This window comes from Rhodanobacter sp. C01, assembly GCF_002001045.1.
Lineage (GTDB): Bacteria > Pseudomonadota > Gammaproteobacteria > Xanthomonadales > Rhodanobacteraceae > Rhodanobacter.
In genome coordinates this window covers 17,748-36,908 of the sequence record NZ_MUNR01000006.1, presented here as the reverse complement: position 1 = coordinate 36,908, position 19,161 = coordinate 17,748, and the positions used below count along the sequence as shown (strand labels likewise).

Below are 19,161 nucleotides of genomic sequence, written 5' to 3'. Positions count from 1 at the left end.
TTTCACGTATTGCTGGCGACATCGGTGGTCAAGCCGGCGCTGGCCGGACTGGCCGCGGGCACGATGGGTGCGCCATCGGCACCAACCACAACGCCTAGGCGCTTGTGCATAATTGGGCTGGTCGTGGTGTACTGCAGATGCACCTTCTCACCAGGATTGAGGTGTTCCTTTACGGCGAAGGCGCACAACGCCGCCTCGTGAAAACCAGAAAGAATCAGTTTCTTCTTGCCGGGATAGGTGCTCACGTCGCCAACTGCATAGATGCCGCCTTTCGATGTTTGGAACGTGGCCGTATCGACCACGATCTGCTGGTGATCGAGTTGCAAGCCCCACTCCGCGATCGGCCCGAGTGCCGGATGCAATCCCCAGAAGACCAGCAATTGCTCAGACTCGATCCGTTGCACCACACCACTGCGTGCCCGTACACGTACCCACTTCAGCTCGCCTTCCGGCGCATCCAGTCCCACGATGTCGCCTTCGAAGAATTGCATGCGACCGGCGTCGCACAGTTCCTGCATGCGTTTGACGTGGGCGGGTGCCGCCCGAAACTTGGTCGAACGATGCACCAGCACGATGCTATTGGCACGATCGACCAGTGCCAGTGACCAATCCAGTGCTGCGTCACCGCCGCCGGCAATCACAATGTCCTTACCATCAAATTTGCTGGCGTCGATAACCTTGTAGTGGACCGCGTGACCCTCCACACCTTCGATGTCAGGCAATGCGAGCTTGCGAGGCGCAAATGCCCCGAGACCGCCAGCTATTATCAGTGCTCCGGTGTTGAACGTGGTCCCAGCACTGGTGGTTACCTTGAAGCGCCCACTTTCCAAGCGATCGACCGTGGTCAACGTCTCGCCCAAGTGGAATTGCGGGGCGAACGGTCGAATTTGTGCCTGAAGCCGCTCGATCAACTCACGTGCACTGCACACCGGTACCGCCGGGATGTCGTAAATCGGTTTGTCGGGGTACAACTCGATGCATTGACCACCAACCTGTGGCATCGAGTCGATGATGTGCGCGCTGACCCCGAGCAGGCCAAGCTCGAACACCTGGAATAACCCTACGGGGCCGGCTCCAACGATAACCGCATCTGTACAAATCGACCTTTCGCACACTGAAATACACACCTCTTGCGAATTCACCACGTGGGTAGAAGTCTGCGCGACCACGACGCGTCTGTTCTTGATATCGATCAATTTCAACCGTTCTCGGCCCGTGACCGAATGCCACACCAAAGGATTTATTTCGGGCACGACCACGCGATACGGCAGCGAAGCCATATACCGTTGACAACAAGTGGTTTCCGACCATCCAATGCGGGCGGCCAAGCTCAAGGAGCTTTCCATTTCGCCAATGACGGCGACGTGAACAAAAACTCGCCAAAATGCTCGAGGAACAGCTAGCGCCGCCGCGCCAATCAGATCGCTATTTGACCACGCGCGCGGATTTCCTCGCTGAAGATATGCAATAAGCGATCTGAGCGGCAACTCCACAGTTACCGCGGTGGAAACAGTTCGTATTTTCCATCCATGTATTCATGTGCGAGAGATGTGGCATTGGGTCGCAGTGCCGACGTTTTCGCAACTGAATATGACGTCGGTCAAGAGTCTTGGTGATGACACTCACCAGAATGCTTGCAGACCGCACAAGGAGTACCACCTGAAGCCCCCTTGCTGCTGCTCACTAGCCACTGACCTTCCCACTGGCGCTGGCCAGGTAGTAGCAATCAAGGGATCACATAATCCAATTTTCAGATTGAGAAAACGCATCCTCGCTGGATTGACAAGGAGGTTGCACGGAAATGTCAACGCTTAGCCGAGGTTTATTTGCGCTATGACCATAGATCTGCTGGAACCCGTGATCACCCCATGAAAATTGACGCCGTCCTTTGGATCAGACCGTGATGCCATTCATGCCACTAATTACCAAACCATTGGTTGTCGCCCTTGGGGTACTGATGCTAAGTGGTATACCGCTCACCGCAGAGGCATGTGCGACGTGCGGCTGCACTTTGAGCACAGACGCTGCGACCGGTTACTCATCGGAGTCGGGCTGGCGTATCAACGTCGACTACACCTATATCGATCAGGATGAGCTTCGCACCGGTAGCCACAGGGCAAACCTCGAGCAAGTGGTCAATCAACCCTCCGATCCCTCGCTTGGCGGCGGTGAAATCGAGCACGGCACGGCCAACCAGTATGTGAACCTTTCCGTGGACTATCGCTTTAATGCGGATTGGGGAGTCTCGCTGTTGATTCCCTACGTAACGCGCGACCACTCCACGTACGGCACTCAACTTCAGCCTTACACATCCGCTGAAAGTGCACCCGATCAGCTAAGCAATGCCAGCGTATCCGGCTTGGGCGACATGAAGCTACTTGGCAGCTATCAAGGATTCTTGCCAACACACAATCTCGGCATCCAGTTCGGCGTCAAGCTACCGACCGGCAACTACGGTGGTCAGACCGCCGATGGCCGCTTGGTCGGTACTCCCGTGCTGTTCAAGAATGGTCCCGGCGTCGGCCAATCCCTTGATACAAGCTTGCAGGCGGGCACTGGAAGCACCGATCTGATCGTCGGCGGTTACTACTTCCAACCGATCAGTCAGAACTTTGACGCCTTCATAGACGGTCAGTTTCAAGCAGCGATTTCCGAAGAGCTCAGCTCCGCTGGTGGCAACTATCGGCCCGGCAACCTGGCCACCATGAGCTTTGGTGTGCGCTATGAGGCGCACGCAAACTGGGTCCCTCAATTGCAGATCAACCTGCTGCACAAGAGTGCGGATCAGGGTGCGCTAGCCGACCAGCCTGACACTGCCGGCACGGTGGCTTACCTCAGCCCGGGCATCAGTGCGAGCATCACTAAAAAGTTGCAGCTCTACGCCTTCGTGCAGGTCCCGGTCTACAGCCATTTGGCGGGCTACCAGCTGTTTCCGGGCTGGACCGGCACGATGGGAATCAGCTTGGCGTTGTGACTATGCAAATCGTAACGTGCGTACCAGTTAGATTCGGAGTGCCGCCACATAGCGGTTCGCATCTTGTTTGAGGATCGCCCTGCTGTGCGAGTACCGATATTCACCACAAAGGTGTTTTGGCCTCGCATCGTGCTCGCGACTGCGTTGGCACTGGCACTTTCAACTTTCTCACCTACACAGGCAAACACACTTGTCATTGGCCAGACGGCGCCTCCGATCACACTAACCACACTCGACGGCAAGCAGATTGATACTCACGATCTGCGCGGCAAAGTGGTGATCGTGACTTTCTGGGCAACGTGGTGCCAACCGTGCAGGGAGGAGTTACCACTGCTCTCGCGTTATGCACGGGACCATGCGCAGCAAGGTTTGGTCGTACTCGGCTTCAGCCTCAACACACCGGATGAACTCGACCAGGTCCGCGCCGCGGCGGGCACCCTGAGCTTTCCAGTGGGTCTACTCGGCGACCCACATGTGCAAGGCTACGGTCGCATCTGGCGTCTGCCAGTCAGCTTCACCATCGATCGAAAGGGGCGATTAGTCGACGATGGCTGGAAAGACGACTCAGCAGCATGGACAGTCATACGTCTCGAACAAGTGATTACTCCACTGTTGAATCAAGAATATTGAGACTAAGAAACTCATTTATAGGCTCGGAAACAAATTATCGCCGGCTTGTCTGAGTAGAGCCGTAAATATAGGTTGACATGATGGCCTTGGAGTTCGCTGTGGTCGCGAATGCCACCCCTCGGCTCGGTGCTGGTGGCAGCTTTCGATCTCGCAATCAATAGGTATTCATTTACCAAGGTCCACACAGGTCGCACCAACGTGTTGTTGCGACGCCTGCCGTCACTGCTCAAGCCGCACCAGATTCCGGCCATGCACAGGTTGATGGATGTGACCTTATCCCTGTATTTGTGGCGGCCTAAGGTGGAGAAATCGGCCCTTAGTGATTCGTCCGTATCGTCTCTGCGAACAACGCGGGCGTGCTGTCTGCGAGACGGTCAAGACCATGATAACGCGTTGCGCTTCCCGCGATTTTGCGTTTACGAGATGGCAAAATCTGGTGCAGGCACCAACAGTTCGCGAGATTTGGCAGATGTATCAGGGTCGCACACGTGCCCAAAGAGCGGGCACGATCTCATGACGCAACTCTCCTGCCTTGAAACCGCTGCCCTGGTTTTGGATGATCACGTCCTGACCGAATTCTGCGGAGGGTGCTGACCCTGCATGTGGTACCACCGATGCAAAAACGACAATGGAGCAGACCTGTAATCCGATCGTGATGTCCGCGTATAGCCTGGAAGAAGTAACCGGGATCCCCATACGCACCAAAAAACCAACCCTATGCCTCGATGATGACCTTGAGCGCATGGGTCTCCGCGGCGTGGCCAAATGCTTCGTATGCATCAATGATCTTGGCGAGAGTGAATCGGTGTGTGATCAGCCGCGTCGGGTCGATCTTCCGAGATTGCACGGTTTTAAGAAGCATCGGTGTTGTCACGGTATCGACGAGCCGCGTGGTGATCGCGATGTTCCGATCCCACAAACGCTCCAGATGAAGATCTACCTTGGTGCCATGCACGCCGATGTTGGCGATGATGCCACCAGGTGCCACGATCTCTTCGCACAGCTCGAAGGTGGGTGGGACGCCAACGGCCTCGATCGCGGTATCGACGCCCCGGCCGTTCGTCAGCTGCAGCACTTTCTCGACCGCCTTGCCATCGGCGCTGTTGATAGTCGCGGTGGCACCAAATCGCCGGGACACTTCCAGGCGGTTGTCGTCCAGATCGACCATGATGATTCCCGCTGGCGAATAGAACTGGGACGTCAGCAGCGCTGCCAATCCGATGGGTCCGGCACCCACGATCGCGATGGTTGATCCCGGCTGCACCTTGCCGTTGAGCACGCCGCATTCGAAGCCAGTGGGCAGAATGTCGCTCAACATCACCAAGGCCTCTTCGTCAGCGTCGACGGGAATGTGGTAAAGGCTGGTGTCGGCGTAGGGAATGCGAACGTATTCGGCCTGCGTGCCGTCGATCGTGTTGCCGAGGATCCAGCCCCCATTGACGCAGTGCGAGTACATCCCCTTGCGGCAGTAATCACATTTCCCGCACGACGAGATACACGAGATGATCACATGGTCGCCTGGCTTGAAAGCGGTGACAGCGGAACCGACCTTTGAGACAACGCCGACGCCTTCGTGACCGAGTATCCGGCCTGGCGCGCAGGTAGGCACATCGCCTTTGAGGATGTGCAGATCCGTTCCGCAGATCGTCGTCTTGAGGATTTTGATGATGGCGTCCGTGGGTGCAGTAATCTCCGGTATCGGGCGATCTTCGAGAGCCTTCTTCCCCGGCTCCAGGTAAACAAGCGCTTTCATAATGAACCTCGTAAGTTCGTTGTGCCGGCAGTGGACGCGAAGCACTGAAAAGCCTCGGGCCCGGTGCGCGATGGCCCAGTCGACTCGAGTTGCCTGACTTCGGCATCAGTGAACAGGCTCGACCGTGTCAGCCGTATGGCTGCGAACACACAATGGCAACATCGAAACGACAACATCTTGATCGCGATCAAGAAGCAGGCATATGCCCCTATGTAAGTTCCGTTATCGATTCAGCCAGTACCACAGCCTCTTGCGCCTGCGGGATCTGGCAGGCGAAACCCAGTTTTTCGAGGCATGTCTCCATAGCCCGCATACCTCGCTCGTACTCTCCATGGACGAGCAGCACGCGTTTGCGACTTGTGTTGCCGAGCCAATCCAGCAGCGCAGATTGATCGGCATGTGCCGAAAATCCATTGATGGTCCAGATCTGCGCATTCACGTTTATTTCTTCGTGGAAGATGCGCACGCTTTTCGCGCCATCGACGATCCGTCTGGCCAAACTCCCATTCGCAGCGTAGCCGACGAAAACCACACTGCTGCGCTGGCGCCAAAGGTTGTTCTTCAGATGATGAAGCACTCGGCCGCCAGTACACATGCCTGAGCCTGCCAGGATGATGGCACCGCTTTCAATATGATTGATCGCCATCGATTCCGCAGTGTCCCGGCAAAAATGAAGATTCGGCATGGCAAAAGGATCGCTTTGCTCCAGCTCCTTGCGAAAATCATCGTCAAAGCACTCAGCATGGCGACGGAATATTTCAGTGGCCGAGATGGCCATCGGGGAGTCCATAAATACCGGCGTATGCGCGGGAACCTGGCCTCCCTGGATGCCTCGATGAAGGTAATAGAGAACTTCCTGAGCGCGCTCCAGTGCAAACGTGGGGATGATGACATTGCCTCCGCGTGCCAATGTCTGTTGTATCGCGCGATACAGTTCATCGACAGAATCGGGAAGCGCGCGATGCGGCCGATCACCATACGTGGTCTCCATCACCACGTAATTCGCTTCAGGTGCGGGAACCGGATTGCGCAAGATGGGCCGTCCTGGGTTCCCCAGGTCACCGGAGAAAAGTATGCGCAGTGGCTGCGCCCCCTGCTCGATGGTGACCAGGATGGACGCCGAACCAAGAATATGACCGGCATCCTGAAAACGTGCGCGGACACCGTCGATAACAGGCACGTCCATGTCGTAGGCCACCGGATCGGCAAAATAGTCCATGGCATGCAATGCATCGTCCAAGGTATAGAGAGGCTCGCTGTATGCTTCATCGCGCCGCCGCCCGCTACGTTGCGCACGACGCGCATCCTCTTCCTGCAGGCCCGCTGCATCCAACATTACGACGCGAGCGAGGTCACGAGTCGCCGCTGTAGCCAGGATACGTCCGTGAAATCCCTCACGAATCAGTTTGGGGATTCTCCCGCAATGGTCGAGGTGCGCGTGGGTCAGCAGCAGAACGTCGATGCTGGCGGGATCGAATCCGAAAGGCTCGAAATTGGCCCGTTCCTGCTCGCGGCCGCCTTGGAAAAGGCCGCAGTCGATCAGCACGTGCCGATCGCCACAACGCAGAAGATGACATGAGCCAGTAACCTCCCTGGCCGCCCCGTGGCAACTATAGATGATCTTTTCGGTACTCATGCTGGTGTCCTCCTCGCTGTCTCGGTCGGGTTAGCCTCACACAGGCTGACCATCGCTTCGGCGACCGGCTTGCTGATGTCGATCTGCGTCGTGTCGGTGATGACGCTGTTGCTGGTGACAACCAGCCCGGCTCCCTCAGCGAGCAGACCTTCAAGTGCACCCTCGGCGAATACGCCATGCACGGCTACGCACACAGGCGGCAAGGATGTCCTTGCATGCAGGCAGCGCAGCGTCTGAACCATGGTCTCGCCGCTGGCGATGATGTCGTCAACCAAGACCGGCGTGTGATCCCGCCACTTGTCCATCTCAGGCAGAAGGATTTCCACATCGCGATCGCCATGGCGTTCCTTGTGCGCCACCACGCTCGGTGCACACAGCAGGTTCGACACCGCCGTCACCCACTGCGCACTTTCCTGATCTGGCCCGACGATCAGCGGCATTGTTACGTGGGCATCGATCCAGACAGCCAGTTGCGATGCCACATGCACGACGTGCGCAGCGTTCGGATATACCTCGGCAAGCGTCGCGTAGCGATGCAGATGCGGGTCCACCGTGACCAACCAATCGAAGGTGTGACCCAGCCAATCAGCGAAGATCTTGGCGGAAATGGCTTCGCCAGGATGGAAGCGCGTGTCCTGGCGCATATAGGCCAGATAAGGGGCTACCAGGCCGACGCGCGCCGCACCCAGTTCGCGCGCGGTCGCTGCCGCCATCATCAAAGGGAGTGCCTTGGGATCCGGGCGATCCAGCGTGCATACGATCACGGCGTCGCCGCCCGGGGTTGGTGGTGCCATTCGAACCAGCGTTTCGCTATCCGGGAAATGGTGCAGCAACAGCTGCCGGCGTTGATAACCCGTATGCAGCGACAACAATTCGGCAAAAGCCTCATTGCCGGGCATGGCATAGAGCGAGTTCATGTGGACGCCTCGACGTAAACGATGCAGGGATGCCGGGATATGTATTCCATCGCGTAAGCCAGCTCACCGGGACTTTGCGCGTGGATCGTGAAAAGTGGTTGCCCGGCCACCACCACTTCACTGAGATGCGCGTCGAGCGTCAGCCCGGCTAGCGGTGCGGCAGGCGCACCGGCCAGCTTGGCGACGCGGGACAAGCGGCGATTGTCGATCGCACTCACACGCCCTGGCTGCGCGGCCGGAACAACTTGCTGATAAGCGGCCTTCCCCGGTGTACGCATACCGCCCTGCGCGGCGCAAATGGCTTGGAAGCGCTGCCACGCCCTGCCCGTCTCCAGGCAGGCTGTCGCCATCGCAAGCGAGGAGCCGGCGCTCGCAATGTCACCCAGCTCCAATACGGCGGCGGCGACAGTCAGGGCATGAACACGCAGATCAGCCGGGGCATGCGGTTCGTTGCGCAGCACCGCCAGGACATCGTGCGCTTCCAGCGCAGGGCCGATGCCGCGCCCTATCGGTTGGCTACCATCGCTGATCAACACGCGCAGCTGCAAGCCGAACGCGGCCGCCACTCGCTGCAGCAATGTAGCCAGCGACTCTGCTTCCGCTTGATCGCGCACCTTGGCGGTCGGCCCGACCGGGACATCGATCACCACGTGGGTGGAGCCTGCCGCTATTTTTTTCGACAGCACGGACGCAACCAGCTGTCCGGCGCTGTCGACGTCCAGTGCACGCTCGATGCGGATCAGCCTGTCGTCAGCGGGAGCCAGATTCATGGCGCCGCCCCAGGCGATGCAGCCGCCGCAGGTTTCCACGACGCGGCGTATCTGCGTTTCGTTCAGATCGACCGGCGCCAGCATTGCCATGGTATCGGCGGTACCTGCCGCCGAGGTAATCGCACGCGAAGACGTCTTGGGTATCGTAAGCCCCAGTTCTGCCGCGATTGCCACCACGATGGGTGTGGTGCGATTGCCTGCGAGCCCGCCGATGCAGTGCTTGTCGACAACCAGGGGTTGCCGCCAATGCAGCTGTGTGCCGGTCTGCACCATGGCTTTCGTCAGCGCGATGACTTCTTTGATACTCAGGCGATTGCCGCCGCCGGCGGTGATGAAGGCCGCCATTTCAATGGTGGAATAACGATTGCCGACGATGTCCTGGATGATTCCGTGCAGTGCAGACTCATCCAGTTCCTGGCCGTAGATCTTCGCCCGAACCGAAGCCAATGAGTCCACGCTCGGCGGATGAGCAATGATCACGCGCTCGTCGGCGCCAGGCTGCAAGGAAAGCCATGCCGACTCGGATAACCCGACCTCATCCGCGCCTAGCAAGCCGTCCTGAACGATGTTCAATGTCGCCAGCACTCGCTGCGTACCCACGCGGAGCTCAAGACGAGAATGCGCGCCGAATCCCTCACTGCGGCAAACGGGCGAATCCTTATTGAGGTACACGACATGCTCATGCCCGGTGTCGATGCCAAGCCGGCGTATGTGACCAGCTTCAAGGCGCGCCCCGGGAAACGTTTCGAGCCCTGTTGTTTGAGCGGACATGGATATTCAGGCAGGTAATAATCGTGTTCCGGGAATGTTTACGCCGCTTCAGGGGTGGTCGACTTGACCTTCATCAATTGAAGGCTGCCTGAAGCCCGAGGTGATGCAGCTTAAGCATGGCAATAGAGCGAAAAAAAAAGAGATCGCATCGAAGCGATCTCCTTCTCCAAACAAAGGAAGTGACTAAGCGACGACCAGATGATCGATAACATTCTGTACGCCAGGCGCACTCCAGGCAGCCCATTCGACCGCACTGCGCTCGGCCAACGAATCGACCTCACCCGTCAACGTCACCGTTCCCTCCTCCACGCCAACCGTGATGGCGGTAGCATCGAAATGAGCGCGACGATACAGCGCTGCTTCAATCTTGGTCTTGACACCACGTGGCTCGATTCGCGGGCGCATGATGATCTTGTTGACTACGCCCTTAACGCCATACAGGTTGCGAACACTGGCTTCTGCAGCGTTTCGAACGAAAGCCCATTCGACTTCGCCAGAGAGCGTGACCCAACCATTTTCGACTACAAGCTTGACCGTATCCTTTGGAATCGAAGCATTCCAATCGATGGCTTGGGCGGCCGCCCAAGCAATTTCCGTATCGCTGCGCTGATGTGGGCCTGGCAAAACCACGTCGAGTTCGACCGCAATGCTCTTGATGCCCGCGACGCGCTGCGCTGCCCGCTCAGCGGCCCATTTCTGCGAATAGCTGTCGACATGACCCGACAAGGTAGCGACCCCTCCCGATACCTCCACGCCGATGCGACTGGTTTCCACCGAGGGCTCCCAGTCGAGCTCGTTCAGGATGTCTTCTTGAAGTTGACGATCATTTTTCATGAGCTTTCCTCAAATATTTGATCAGTGAATGCATTGCAGGCACAAGCAGGTCGATGCGAAGTGGAAGGTCGCAATCGATGCGTAGTCACTTTAGAAATGGGACATGTCCGCGTGTTGATCTAGATCAACCTTGCAGCACATTCCAACGGCGCCGCGTGCGCAGCAGATTACGGGTACGAAAGGCACGCCTCCCCTTGACGCAAATCAAACCGCCCCTCGCCCATAGGGCTTAAAAGATGGCAGTGACGCGTGGTGATCACCACACAACCCATCTAACCGGGAGGTCCTATGCCAAACCCCTTGTCCGCCAAACAACTGCAGAAAATGGACGCCTATTGGCGCGCCGCCAATTACCTGTCCGTTGGCCAGATCTATCTGCGCGACAATCCGTTGCTGGAAACGCCGTTGAAGCGCGAACACATCAAGCCGCGCCTGCTCGGTCATTGGGGCACCACGCCGGGCCTGAACATGCTGTACGTGCATATAAACCGGCTGATCAAGCAAAACGATCTCAACATGATCTTCATCACCGGCCCAGGCCATGGTGGACCAGGACTGGTGGCACAGACCTATCTGGAAGGCTCGTATACCGAACGCTATCCGGCGATCGAGCGTAACCGCGATGGTATGCGACGACTGTTCCGCCAATTCTCCTGGCCGTACGGCGTGCCCAGCCATGTTTCCCCGGATACGCCCGGCTCGATCCATGAAGGTGGCGAACTGGGCTACTCGCTTGCGCACGCGTTCGGTGCGGCGTTCGACAATCCGGATCTGATCGTCGCCTGCGTGGTGGGCGACGGCGAAGCGGAAACCGGAGCGCTGGCGACCAGCTGGCATTCGAACAAGTTTCTCAATCCCGCGCGCGACGGTGCAGTGCTGCCGATTCTTCATCTGAACGGTTTCAAGATCGCGAATCCGACCATTCTCGCGCGCATCAGCCGTGAGGAATTGGTGAACCTGTTCCGCGGCTATGGCTACGAGCCCTATTTCGTCGAAGGCAGCGACCCAGCCGCCGTTCATCAGGATCTTGCCGCCACGCTCGATGAGATCCTCGCCAGGATCCAGAGCATTCAGCAGGCAGCACGCGCGAAAAGCGGAACGATCCAGCGCCCGCGCTGGCCGATGCTGATCTTCCGCACTCCAAAAGGCTGGACCGGGCCCAAGACCGTCGACGGCCTGCCGGTCGAAGGCACCTGGCGTGCGCACCAGGTGCCGATTGCGCAGTTCGACAAACCCGAGCACGTCGCTCAGCTCGAAGCCTGGATGAAGAGCTATCGCACGGAAGAACTCTTCGATGGCACCGGCCAGTTCCGCCACGAGCTGGCCGCAATCGCACCGACCGGACACCGCCGCATGGGCTCCAATCCGCACGCCAATGGCGGGGAACTGCTGGAGCCGTTGGTGATGCCGCATTTTCGCGATCATGCGGTAGCTGTCAACGCGCCGGGTTCCGTCGAAGCCGAGGCGACACGTGTGCTCGGCGGCTTTCTGCGCGAAGTCATGCGTCTCAACCTGGACAGCCGGAATTTCCGCCTGTTCGGGCCGGACGAAACCGCATCCAACCGGTTGGATGCGGTTTATGAAGTTACAGGCAAGGAATGGATGGCCGACATCGATCCGGTCGATGACCATCTCAGCGCCGATGGCCGTGTCATGGAAGTTCTGAGCGAGCATCTATGCGAGGGTTGGCTGGAAGCCTACCTGCTCAGCGGCCGCCATGGTTTCTTTTCCTGCTACGAAGCATTTATTCACATCATCGATTCGATGTTCAACCAGCATGCCAAGTGGCTGAAGGTCGCGCGCCACATTCCGTGGCGTTCACCCGTAGCGTCATTGAACTACCTACTTACTTCGCATGTATGGCGGCAGGACCATAACGGCTCCTCGCACCAGGATCCCGGCTTCATCGATATCGTTGCGAACAAGAAGTCGGAAGTGGTGCGCATCTACCTGCCGCCAGACGCCAACTGCCTGTTATCGGTGGCCGATCATTGCCTGCGCAGCCGCAACTACATCAACCTGATCGTGGCCGGAAAGCAACCGGAATGGCAGTGGCTGGATATCGACGACGCCGCGAAGCACTGCGCCGCCGGCGCCGGCGTATGGGAATGGGCGAGCAACGATGGTGGCAACCCAGATGTCGTGATGGCCTGCGCGGGAGATGTGCCGACGCTCGAATGCCTGGCCGCCGTGACCCTGCTGCGCGGCTTCATTCCGGACATCCGGATCCGCGTCGTCAACGTCGTGGATCTGATGGTGCTGCAGCCGCAATCCGAACATCCGCACGGACTGTCGGAGCGCGATTTCGACGCGTTGTTCACCACGGACAGGCCGGTGATTTTTGCCTTCCACGGCTACCCATCACTGATTCACAAGCTGACTTATCGTCGGCGCAATCATGACAATATCCATGTGCGCGGCTACAAGGACGAAGGCACCACCACCACGCCGTTCGACATGGTGGTATTGAACAATCTCGACCGTTATCAGCTAGCGTTGGATGCCATCACGCGCGTGCACCGCTTCGGTCCTTATGTCCAACAGGCTACCGAGCGGTACTGGGCAATCATGGAACGGCACAAGCTCTATATCAGCGAGCATGGCGAAGATATGCCCGAGGTGGCTGCGTGGCATTGGCCGGCACATGGCCCCGCGCGTTAATCGCTTTTCTGTAGCCAAATTGATGTGCACATCCCATGCTGATGTGCACATCACATGCGGTTCGTATCAAGCTTTCTTCTGTGTATACGAACTGCACCAGCCTTTCGCATTGACGGCCTTGCCCGGGAACAACTGGCAGGGGCCATAGCCGTCTGCTGCACCTGAGTAGAACTGGCAGTTGGCGCAAGTGCTCCCGGCCTTATACAGGGTGTTCTTGGTTGTACTTGCATCCTCGACATAACCAAGCGCCTTAGCGGTAGGGTCGGAATCGGTTACGTGCAGCAAGTCGGAAGCGCGCACAAGCCCTGTGATGCTCGTCAGGGCGGCCGTTGCGGACATGACCACCGTCATCTTCAGAAATTGACGGCGGGACTCCAGATTTCTCTCACGATATGTCATGGGTGTTCTCCATCAGTACTCGGTTGATCGGGGCTCGCGTGCACGGGGCTGGCGCACATTTGCGATGGGCTTGATGGCCACGATATTTGCGTTGCGCCCGTACTTGATTGATCTAGATCAAACGTCTCGCCTTTGGTCGCGGCAGACTTTCATGCGACTGCTTCCACACCGTGCTCGGCGCTCCGGACACACCGTATTGCACTGAAATGTAACCGCATCGGGGAAGAACATGGCCGTCGATAGCACATCCCTTCGTGATTCATTTGGCCGAACCGGCCGCATCATGCTGGCGTTTGGTCTTTGTGTGCTTGTGGTGCTGATTTTCTTTTCGACACGCGTCCGTGCCGTGCCTGCTTTTGCCAGGCAGACGCATCAGCCCTGTGTGGCCTGCCATGTGGGAGGCTTCGGACCGCAGCTGACCCCGTTTGGGCGCCAGTTCAAGTTGCTCGGCTACACCCTGAAAGTGGGCAATGACGCCAAGGTGCCCCTGTCGACGATGCTGATCGAGTCGTTCACACATACGCAAAAGGCTCAGACTGCACCCCCTGCAAGCGGCTTTGGCACGAATGACAACACCGAGCTTCAACAGGCATCGCTCTTTTTCGCAGGTCCGCTCACCGACCACCTCGGTGCGCTCGCGCAGGCAACCTATTCGCAGAACGGCGGCCTGCTCGGATGGGACAACTCCGACGTGCGTTATGCACGCACGTTGACCACGGGTAGTCACACCACAATCTGGGGCGTGTCGCTCAACAACAATCCGAGCCTTACGGATGTGTTCAACACCGCGCCTGCCTGGCAGTTTCCCTATACGGCACCGGACTTGGCGCCCGGTGCACCTGCGGCGCCGATCTTGATGGGCGGCCTTGCACAGCAAGTGGTGGGCATAAACGGGTATGCGCAGATCGATAGTGCGTTGTATGTCGAAGCGGGCGCCTATCGCTCGCTGTCACCGTCCTTCCTGCGCACCGTCAATGGCGATTTCAATGGGCGCCTGGCCGGCATTACGCCTTATGCACGTGTTGCCTACACCTGGAACCTTCCCAAAGGAAATCTCGAACTGGGTAGCTTTGCCTTGGACGCGCGGCGTGGCTTGCCTGGTACCAATGCTGTTGGTGACGCCGTAGCGATCTCCGGTCCGACAGACAAGTTTCGTGACCTTGGTATTGATGCAAGCTACCAGTTCTTGAACGGCGGCAATCACCTCTTCACGGTCAATGCGCTCTACCTGGGGGAGCACCAGCGACTGGATGCCACCTATGCGGCGGGAGGGTCGTCCAATCTGGACAACACCATGCATGCCATCAATATCAACGGCAGCTACTGGTACAAGAACACCTGGGGTGCAACGCTCGGTGCGTTCACCAACGATGGCAGTCGTGACGTCACGCTGTACGGCAACAACGGCAGCCCCAATACCAACGGTGGCGTTGTCGAGTTGAACTGGAACCCGTATGGCCAAGCCAGCTCCTGGGCCGAGCCTTTCGTCAATGTCCGCTTCGGCCTCCAGTACACCTTCTACACGCGCTTCAGCGGGCTTGTTTACAACGTGGATGGCGCAGGCCGAAGGGCGACTGACAACAACACGCTCTATCTATTTACGTGGCTGGCATTCTGAGTGATTGACCACCATGGAGCGCCGTGCAACAGGCGAACACAGGCCGGAAATGCCTCATCGTGAACCAGACGCCTTGATTCTGGCCGAGTCGGAGCGGACACGTTTTCCGATGGATCGACATCAAGCGTGAGGCGTTGCCCGCTCATCAGGCTATTTACACCCAGCGAGGAGAGCAGACATGAGAGACATTCTGGCCTATGCCAATAGTTTCGAATCATGGTCGCCGGGCCTGGAGTACGCGGCACGTCTTGCCGCCTCCTTCGACGCTGCACTGACAGGCATCTATATCTACCCCGCGCCATTGCCGATAGCGCCTACCTATGTGGCGGCCGACTTTCTGACGTACACCATCGAAAACACCCGTCGATTGGAGCAGAGCGCGTGCGCAGCGCGGACGTCGTTCATCAATTGGGCGGCAAAGCTCGGCGTGCAAAAAGCAGCCTGGCAAGTGGCCGAAGGAGATGTACCGCACGTCTTGGAAAACATCGGTAATTGGCACGACTTGCTCGTGATCGACCGCACAACTGAGTGGCCGCTGGAAAGCACCCCACTGCTTGGCCAGGTCATACTGAAAAGCAGGCTGCCCTGCCTCATTGCCCCATCGACGAAGGCCCCGTCGTTATCGCTTGACTGCATTGCTCTGGCCTGGAACGGGTCGCCCGAAGCGATCCGTTCCATTCATGCAGCGCAACCGTTCCTGGCACGCGCCAAGCGGGTGGTGGTATTACGTGGGGCATCGCGGGATGCCATAAGCGAGATTGGCTGGAAGCCGGAGTTCGAGCTGTCCGACTATCTGCAGCGTCATGGCATTCGCGCCGAGGAGAAGCCTCTGATGGCCAATGACGAAGACGCTGGTGCAGCACTGCTCGCTTCCGCGAAAGCGGTTGGAGCCAACATGCTTGTTATGGGTGCCTATGGCCGCACCCGTTTCAGCGAATGGATCTTCGGCGGTGCCACCCGCCACGTGCTCAATCACGCCGACATTCCTGTGTTCATGCGGCATTGATGGATCTAGCACATCAAGAGGCCAACTTGATGCCGATCAATAGTGTAGCCTCGATGGCCTCTCAGAATTAACTTGCTCAGGGGTTGAGGTCACCTACTGATGAACGCTTCGACTTCCCTGGTGCGGCCGCTGATCGAGAACCGCACTTTCGACGAGATTGCCATCGGCGACAGCGCCAGTCTGAAGCGCACGCTTACCCAGCGTGACATCGAATTGTTCGCGGCAATGTCGGGCGACGTGAACCCGGCCGAGATGGACCCTGCCTACGCGCGCACGGATATGTTTCACCATGTGATCGCCCACGGCATGTGGGGTGGCGCGCTGGTCTCCACCGTACTCGGCACCCAGCTTCCTGGGCCGGGCACGATCTACCTTTCGCAGGATCTGCACTTCCGTGCACCTGTCAGCCTGGGTGACACGATCACCGTCAGCGTCGTCGCCAGGGAAAAGGATCCGGCAAAGCATCGCATCACGTTCGACTGCCGCTGCAGCAACCAGCATGATCAGGACGTGATCCTCGGCACGGCCGTCGTACTCGCACCTACCGAGAAGATTTGCTTTGCATACGACACGTTGCCAGAAGTACGCGTCATCGACCATGAGCGTTTCCATGCGCTGATCGCACGTGCCGCCGGTGGCACTCCCGTGCCAACCGCCATTGCCCATCCCTGCGATGACGTATCACTCATCGCAGCGATCGAGGCGGCAAAGGCGGGGCTTATCGTGCCGATCCTGGTCGGCCCCGCGGCGAAAATCCACGCGGCCGCCGAGCGTGGCGGTCTGGAGATCGGCAGCTATCGACTGATCGATGCGCCGCACAGTCATGCCGCCGCGATGCAAGCGGTGGCCCTGGTACGCAATGGTGAGGCTGGATTGCTGATGAAAGGCGCCCTGCATACCGATGAACTGATGCACGCGGTGGTCGCCGCCGATACCGGATTGCGTACGGCGCGCCGGCTCAGTCATATCTACTTGATGGATGTCCCCGATTACGCGCGTCTGCTGCTGATCACCGACGCCGCGATCAACATCGCACCGTCGCTGGCCGACAAGCGCGACATCATCCAGAACGCCATCGACCTAGCCCAGATCTTGGGTATTGCAACGCCGCGTGTGGCCGTCCTTTCGGCGGTGGAAACCGTCAATCCCGCGATCCCCTCGACGGTCGATGCAGCCGCGCTCTGCAAGATGGCCGAGCGCGGGCAGATCGAAGGCGGTATCGTCGATGGCCCGCTGGCCTTCGACAACGCGGTCGACAGTGATGCGGCACGCCAGAAGGGCATTGTTTCGCCCGTGGCCGGTAACGCTGATATCTTGGTCGTGCCCGACCTGGAATCGGGCAACATGCTGGCCAAGCAATTGACCTTTCTGGCCGGTGCCGACGCCGCCGGTGTAGTGATGGGTGCCCGTGTGCCGATCATCCTCACCAGCCGCGCCGATACGCCGCGTGCACGCATCGCCTCCTGCGCGGTGGCGGTACTCGTCGCCCGTGCGCGTGCCGGGACGCCTGCAGCAGCCGAGCACTGAGCGATGCCCAAGGCTATCCTCACGCTCAACGCGGGGTCCTCCAGCATCAAGTTCGCGCTGTATAAGCTCGACGCCGGCGTGGCACTGCAACAGGTATCGCACGGCCAGATCGAAAGCATTGGCGTCGCGCCACATTTCATCGCCCGGGCCACGGATGGCACCGTGTTGAGCGAGTACCGCTGGACATCGAGCGCCACGCTGGAGCACGAGGCGCTGCTCACGCCGCTGCTTGCGTGGATTACCACGCATCTGGGGCAGGAGGCGCTATGCGCGGTCGGGCATCGTATTGTCCACGGCGGCAGTACCTATAACCGGCCGGTCTATCTGGATGCGCAGGTAGTCGCCGACCTGACGAAGCTGACGCCACTCGCCCCCTTGCATCAACCGCACAACCTCGCGGCGGTCCGCGCGATTGCGCAATTGCGCCCCGAGCTTCCGCAGGTGGGGTGCTTCGATACCGCGTTTCACCATGGCCTGTCGGCGGACGCCGCACGACTGGCGTTGCCGCGCAGGTACGCGGCAGAAGGCGTGCGGCGCTATGGATTCCATGGGCTCTCCTACGAATATATCGCTGGCCGTTTGCGTGAGCAGGCTCCAGGATTGGCGGCCGGTCGGGTGATCGCGGCGCATCTGGGCAATGGGGCCAGCCTGTGTGCTATGCACAACGGTCAAAGCGTCGACACTACGATGGGATTCACCACGCTCGATGGACTAGTGATGGGCACGCGCTGCGGCAACCTGGATCCCGGTGCAGTGCTCTATCTGCAACAGGCCCACGGCCTCTCGGCGACCGATGTCGAACACATGCTCTATCACGACAGCGGGCTGTTGGGCGTGTCTGGCATCAGCAGTGACATGCGCATGCTTCTGACCAGTGACGATGCCTGCGCGCGTGAAGCCATTGATCTTTTCGTCTTCCGCATCGCACGGGAAACTGGTGCGCTGATATCCACCCTCGGCGGCATCGATGCCCTGGTCTTCAGCGCCGGCATCGGCGAGCACGCGGCGCCGATACGCGCCGCAGTCTGTGCCAGGCTCGGCTGGCTGGGGATCGAGTGTGATGCAGAGGCCAACAGTCGCCATGCAGCACAGATCAGCACTTCGAACAGCCGTGTGCCGGTGTTCATCGTCCCCACCGATGAGGAAGCGATGATCGCTTCTCACACTGCGCATGTACTGCAAAACGCGCGGTCACCTGTTTGAAGTGTCATCGAGGTGGCTGCTGACCACCGACATTCGCTGGGTTGATATCCGTTTCCCCGTTTTATTTTCGCCAAACTAACGTGCCTTGGCGCATGCAGCCTTGCCCTGTTCCAAGGAACGCGATGGCGACAGCGTGACGGGACTTGTCGATCCTCCCTGTTCCTCACGCCTGGAATACACCATGTTGCCCATGCCAAACATCGCCAAAGTGAGTGTCGCCCATGCGTTGAGGCACTCCGCGTAAGGGTTGGCTGCAGGCATCACCCATTGCGTCATGAGGCTGGTGGCATTGGCGACGGGATCTGTCCAGGTAAGCACGGGCGACGCGAAGGGGCCGATCTGACTACCGATCAGGGCCAGTAGTTCGGGTGGTTGGAAGGCGAACGGTGCAAAGGGCATGGCGCTCATGACTTGCTTCCTCGTAATAGATGCATATCGTCCATGGGTTATTTCGGTTCGATG

Annotated in this window: 15 protein-coding genes; 7 read left to right on the top strand and 8 right to left on the bottom strand. The window is 58.8% G+C overall.

Annotation, left to right across the window (positions count from 1 at the left end):
* Window positions 1-2: 2 nt before the first annotated feature.
* Entirely contained in the window at window positions 3-1,334 is a 1,332-nt protein-coding gene (locus tag B0E50_RS02830; RefSeq protein WP_254424524.1) for an NAD(P)/FAD-dependent oxidoreductase, read from the bottom strand.
* Window positions 1,335-1,903: 569 nt separating this feature from the next.
* On the opposite strand from B0E50_RS02830, the gene B0E50_RS02825 reads away from it, so the two are divergent.
* Entirely contained in the window at window positions 1,904-2,974 is a 1,071-nt protein-coding gene (locus tag B0E50_RS02825) for a transporter (protein ID WP_254427171.1), read from the top strand.
* 63 nt (window positions 2,975-3,037) lie between these two features.
* Entirely contained in the window at window positions 3,038-3,604 is a 567-nt protein-coding gene (locus B0E50_RS02820; RefSeq protein WP_254424011.1) for a TlpA disulfide reductase family protein, read from the top strand.
* Between the two features lie 715 nt (window positions 3,605-4,319).
* Here the strand turns inward: B0E50_RS02820 and B0E50_RS02815 are convergent.
* The 5 genes from B0E50_RS02815 to B0E50_RS02795 form a co-directional block, all read right to left on the bottom strand.
* A complete protein-coding gene (locus tag B0E50_RS02815; RefSeq protein ID WP_077439584.1) occupies window positions 4,320-5,357 on the bottom strand; it encodes a zinc-dependent alcohol dehydrogenase family protein in 1,038 nt (345 codons plus the stop codon).
* 208 nt (window positions 5,358-5,565) lie between these two features.
* The gene (locus tag B0E50_RS02810; protein WP_077439583.1) at window positions 5,566-6,993 is read right to left on the bottom strand and encodes an MBL fold metallo-hydrolase; all 1,428 of its coding nucleotides are present in this window, start codon (window positions 6,991-6,993) and stop codon (window positions 5,566-5,568) included.
* A complete protein-coding gene (locus tag B0E50_RS02805) occupies window positions 6,990-7,910 on the bottom strand; it encodes a ribose-phosphate diphosphokinase (RefSeq protein WP_077439582.1) in 921 nt (306 codons plus the stop codon). The genes B0E50_RS02810 and B0E50_RS02805 overlap by 4 nt, the downstream gene beginning before the upstream one ends.
* Window positions 7,907-9,451, bottom strand: a complete 1,545-nt coding sequence (locus B0E50_RS02800; protein ID WP_077439581.1) for a thymidine phosphorylase family protein — start codon at window positions 9,449-9,451, stop codon at window positions 7,907-7,909. The genes B0E50_RS02805 and B0E50_RS02800 overlap by 4 nt, the downstream gene beginning before the upstream one ends.
* Before the next feature lie 183 nt (window positions 9,452-9,634).
* Window positions 9,635-10,285 (bottom strand): BON domain-containing protein, encoded by a 651-nt coding sequence (locus tag B0E50_RS02795; protein WP_077439580.1) that lies wholly within the window; start codon window positions 10,283-10,285, stop codon window positions 9,635-9,637.
* A 288-nt stretch (window positions 10,286-10,573) separates the two neighbouring features.
* Here B0E50_RS02795 and B0E50_RS02790 point away from each other — a divergent pair, with 288 nt between their 5' ends.
* On the top strand, window positions 10,574-12,946 hold the full coding sequence (locus B0E50_RS02790; protein WP_077439579.1) for a phosphoketolase family protein: 2,373 nt from the start codon (window positions 10,574-10,576) through the stop codon (window positions 12,944-12,946).
* A 66-nt stretch (window positions 12,947-13,012) separates the two neighbouring features.
* Here the strand turns inward: B0E50_RS02790 and B0E50_RS02785 are convergent, their stop codons facing one another.
* Window positions 13,013-13,345: a high-potential iron-sulfur protein gene (locus B0E50_RS02785; protein ID WP_077439578.1), complete on the bottom strand. Its 333-nt coding sequence runs from the start codon at window positions 13,343-13,345 to the stop codon at window positions 13,013-13,015.
* A 229-nt stretch (window positions 13,346-13,574) separates the two neighbouring features.
* On the opposite strand from B0E50_RS02785, the gene B0E50_RS02780 reads away from it, so the two are divergent.
* From B0E50_RS02780 to B0E50_RS02765, 4 genes are all read left to right on the top strand, one after another.
* Window positions 13,575-14,963: a cytochrome C gene (locus B0E50_RS02780; protein ID WP_254427159.1), complete on the top strand. Its 1,389-nt coding sequence runs from the start codon at window positions 13,575-13,577 to the stop codon at window positions 14,961-14,963.
* Between the two features lie 178 nt (window positions 14,964-15,141).
* Complete coding sequence (locus tag B0E50_RS02775) at window positions 15,142-15,969, top strand: universal stress protein (RefSeq protein ID WP_077439577.1); 828 nt, start codon at window positions 15,142-15,144, stop codon at window positions 15,967-15,969.
* Between the two features lie 99 nt (window positions 15,970-16,068).
* Window positions 16,069-17,496: a bifunctional enoyl-CoA hydratase/phosphate acetyltransferase gene (locus B0E50_RS02770; RefSeq protein WP_077439576.1), complete on the top strand. Its 1,428-nt coding sequence runs from the start codon at window positions 16,069-16,071 to the stop codon at window positions 17,494-17,496.
* 3 nt (window positions 17,497-17,499) lie between these two features.
* The gene (locus B0E50_RS02765; RefSeq protein ID WP_077439575.1) at window positions 17,500-18,699 is read left to right on the top strand and encodes an acetate/propionate family kinase; all 1,200 of its coding nucleotides are present in this window, start codon (window positions 17,500-17,502) and stop codon (window positions 18,697-18,699) included.
* 75 nt (window positions 18,700-18,774) lie between these two features.
* Here B0E50_RS02765 and B0E50_RS02760 read toward each other — a convergent pair whose 3' ends face one another.
* Window positions 18,775-19,107, bottom strand: a complete 333-nt coding sequence (locus B0E50_RS02760) for a hypothetical protein (RefSeq protein WP_077439574.1) — start codon at window positions 19,105-19,107, stop codon at window positions 18,775-18,777.
* Between the last annotated feature and the right edge of the window lie 54 nt (window positions 19,108-19,161).

What these genes read in the sequence shown, in the direction of transcription:
- B0E50_RS02825 (WP_254427171.1), top strand. Translation starts at nt 1,904, where the DNA reads ATGCCATTCATGCCACTAATTACCAAACCATTGGTTGTCGCCCTTGGG.
- B0E50_RS02815 (WP_077439584.1), bottom strand. Translation starts at nt 5,357, where the DNA reads ATGAAAGCGCTTGTTTACCTGGAGCCGGGGAAGAAGGCTCTCGAAGAT.
- B0E50_RS02810 (WP_077439583.1), bottom strand. Translation starts at nt 6,993, where the DNA reads ATGAGTACCGAAAAGATCATCTATAGTTGCCACGGGGCGGCCAGGGAG.
- B0E50_RS02805 (WP_077439582.1), bottom strand. Translation starts at nt 7,910, where the DNA reads ATGAACTCGCTCTATGCCATGCCCGGCAATGAGGCTTTTGCCGAATTG.
- B0E50_RS02800 (WP_077439581.1), bottom strand. Translation starts at nt 9,451, where the DNA reads ATGTCCGCTCAAACAACAGGGCTCGAAACGTTTCCCGGGGCGCGCCTT.
- B0E50_RS02795 (WP_077439580.1), bottom strand. Translation starts at nt 10,285, where the DNA reads ATGAAAAATGATCGTCAACTTCAAGAAGACATCCTGAACGAGCTCGAC.
- B0E50_RS02790 (WP_077439579.1), top strand. Translation starts at nt 10,574, where the DNA reads ATGCCAAACCCCTTGTCCGCCAAACAACTGCAGAAAATGGACGCCTAT.
- B0E50_RS02785 (WP_077439578.1), bottom strand. Translation starts at nt 13,345, where the DNA reads ATGACATATCGTGAGAGAAATCTGGAGTCCCGCCGTCAATTTCTGAAG.
- B0E50_RS02780 (WP_254427159.1), top strand. Translation starts at nt 13,575, where the DNA reads ATGGCCGTCGATAGCACATCCCTTCGTGATTCATTTGGCCGAACCGGC.
- B0E50_RS02775 (WP_077439577.1), top strand. Translation starts at nt 15,142, where the DNA reads ATGAGAGACATTCTGGCCTATGCCAATAGTTTCGAATCATGGTCGCCG.
- B0E50_RS02770 (WP_077439576.1), top strand. Translation starts at nt 16,069, where the DNA reads ATGAACGCTTCGACTTCCCTGGTGCGGCCGCTGATCGAGAACCGCACT.
- B0E50_RS02765 (WP_077439575.1), top strand. Translation starts at nt 17,500, where the DNA reads ATGCCCAAGGCTATCCTCACGCTCAACGCGGGGTCCTCCAGCATCAAG.
- B0E50_RS02760 (WP_077439574.1), bottom strand. Translation starts at nt 19,107, where the DNA reads ATGAGCGCCATGCCCTTTGCACCGTTCGCCTTCCAACCACCCGAACTA.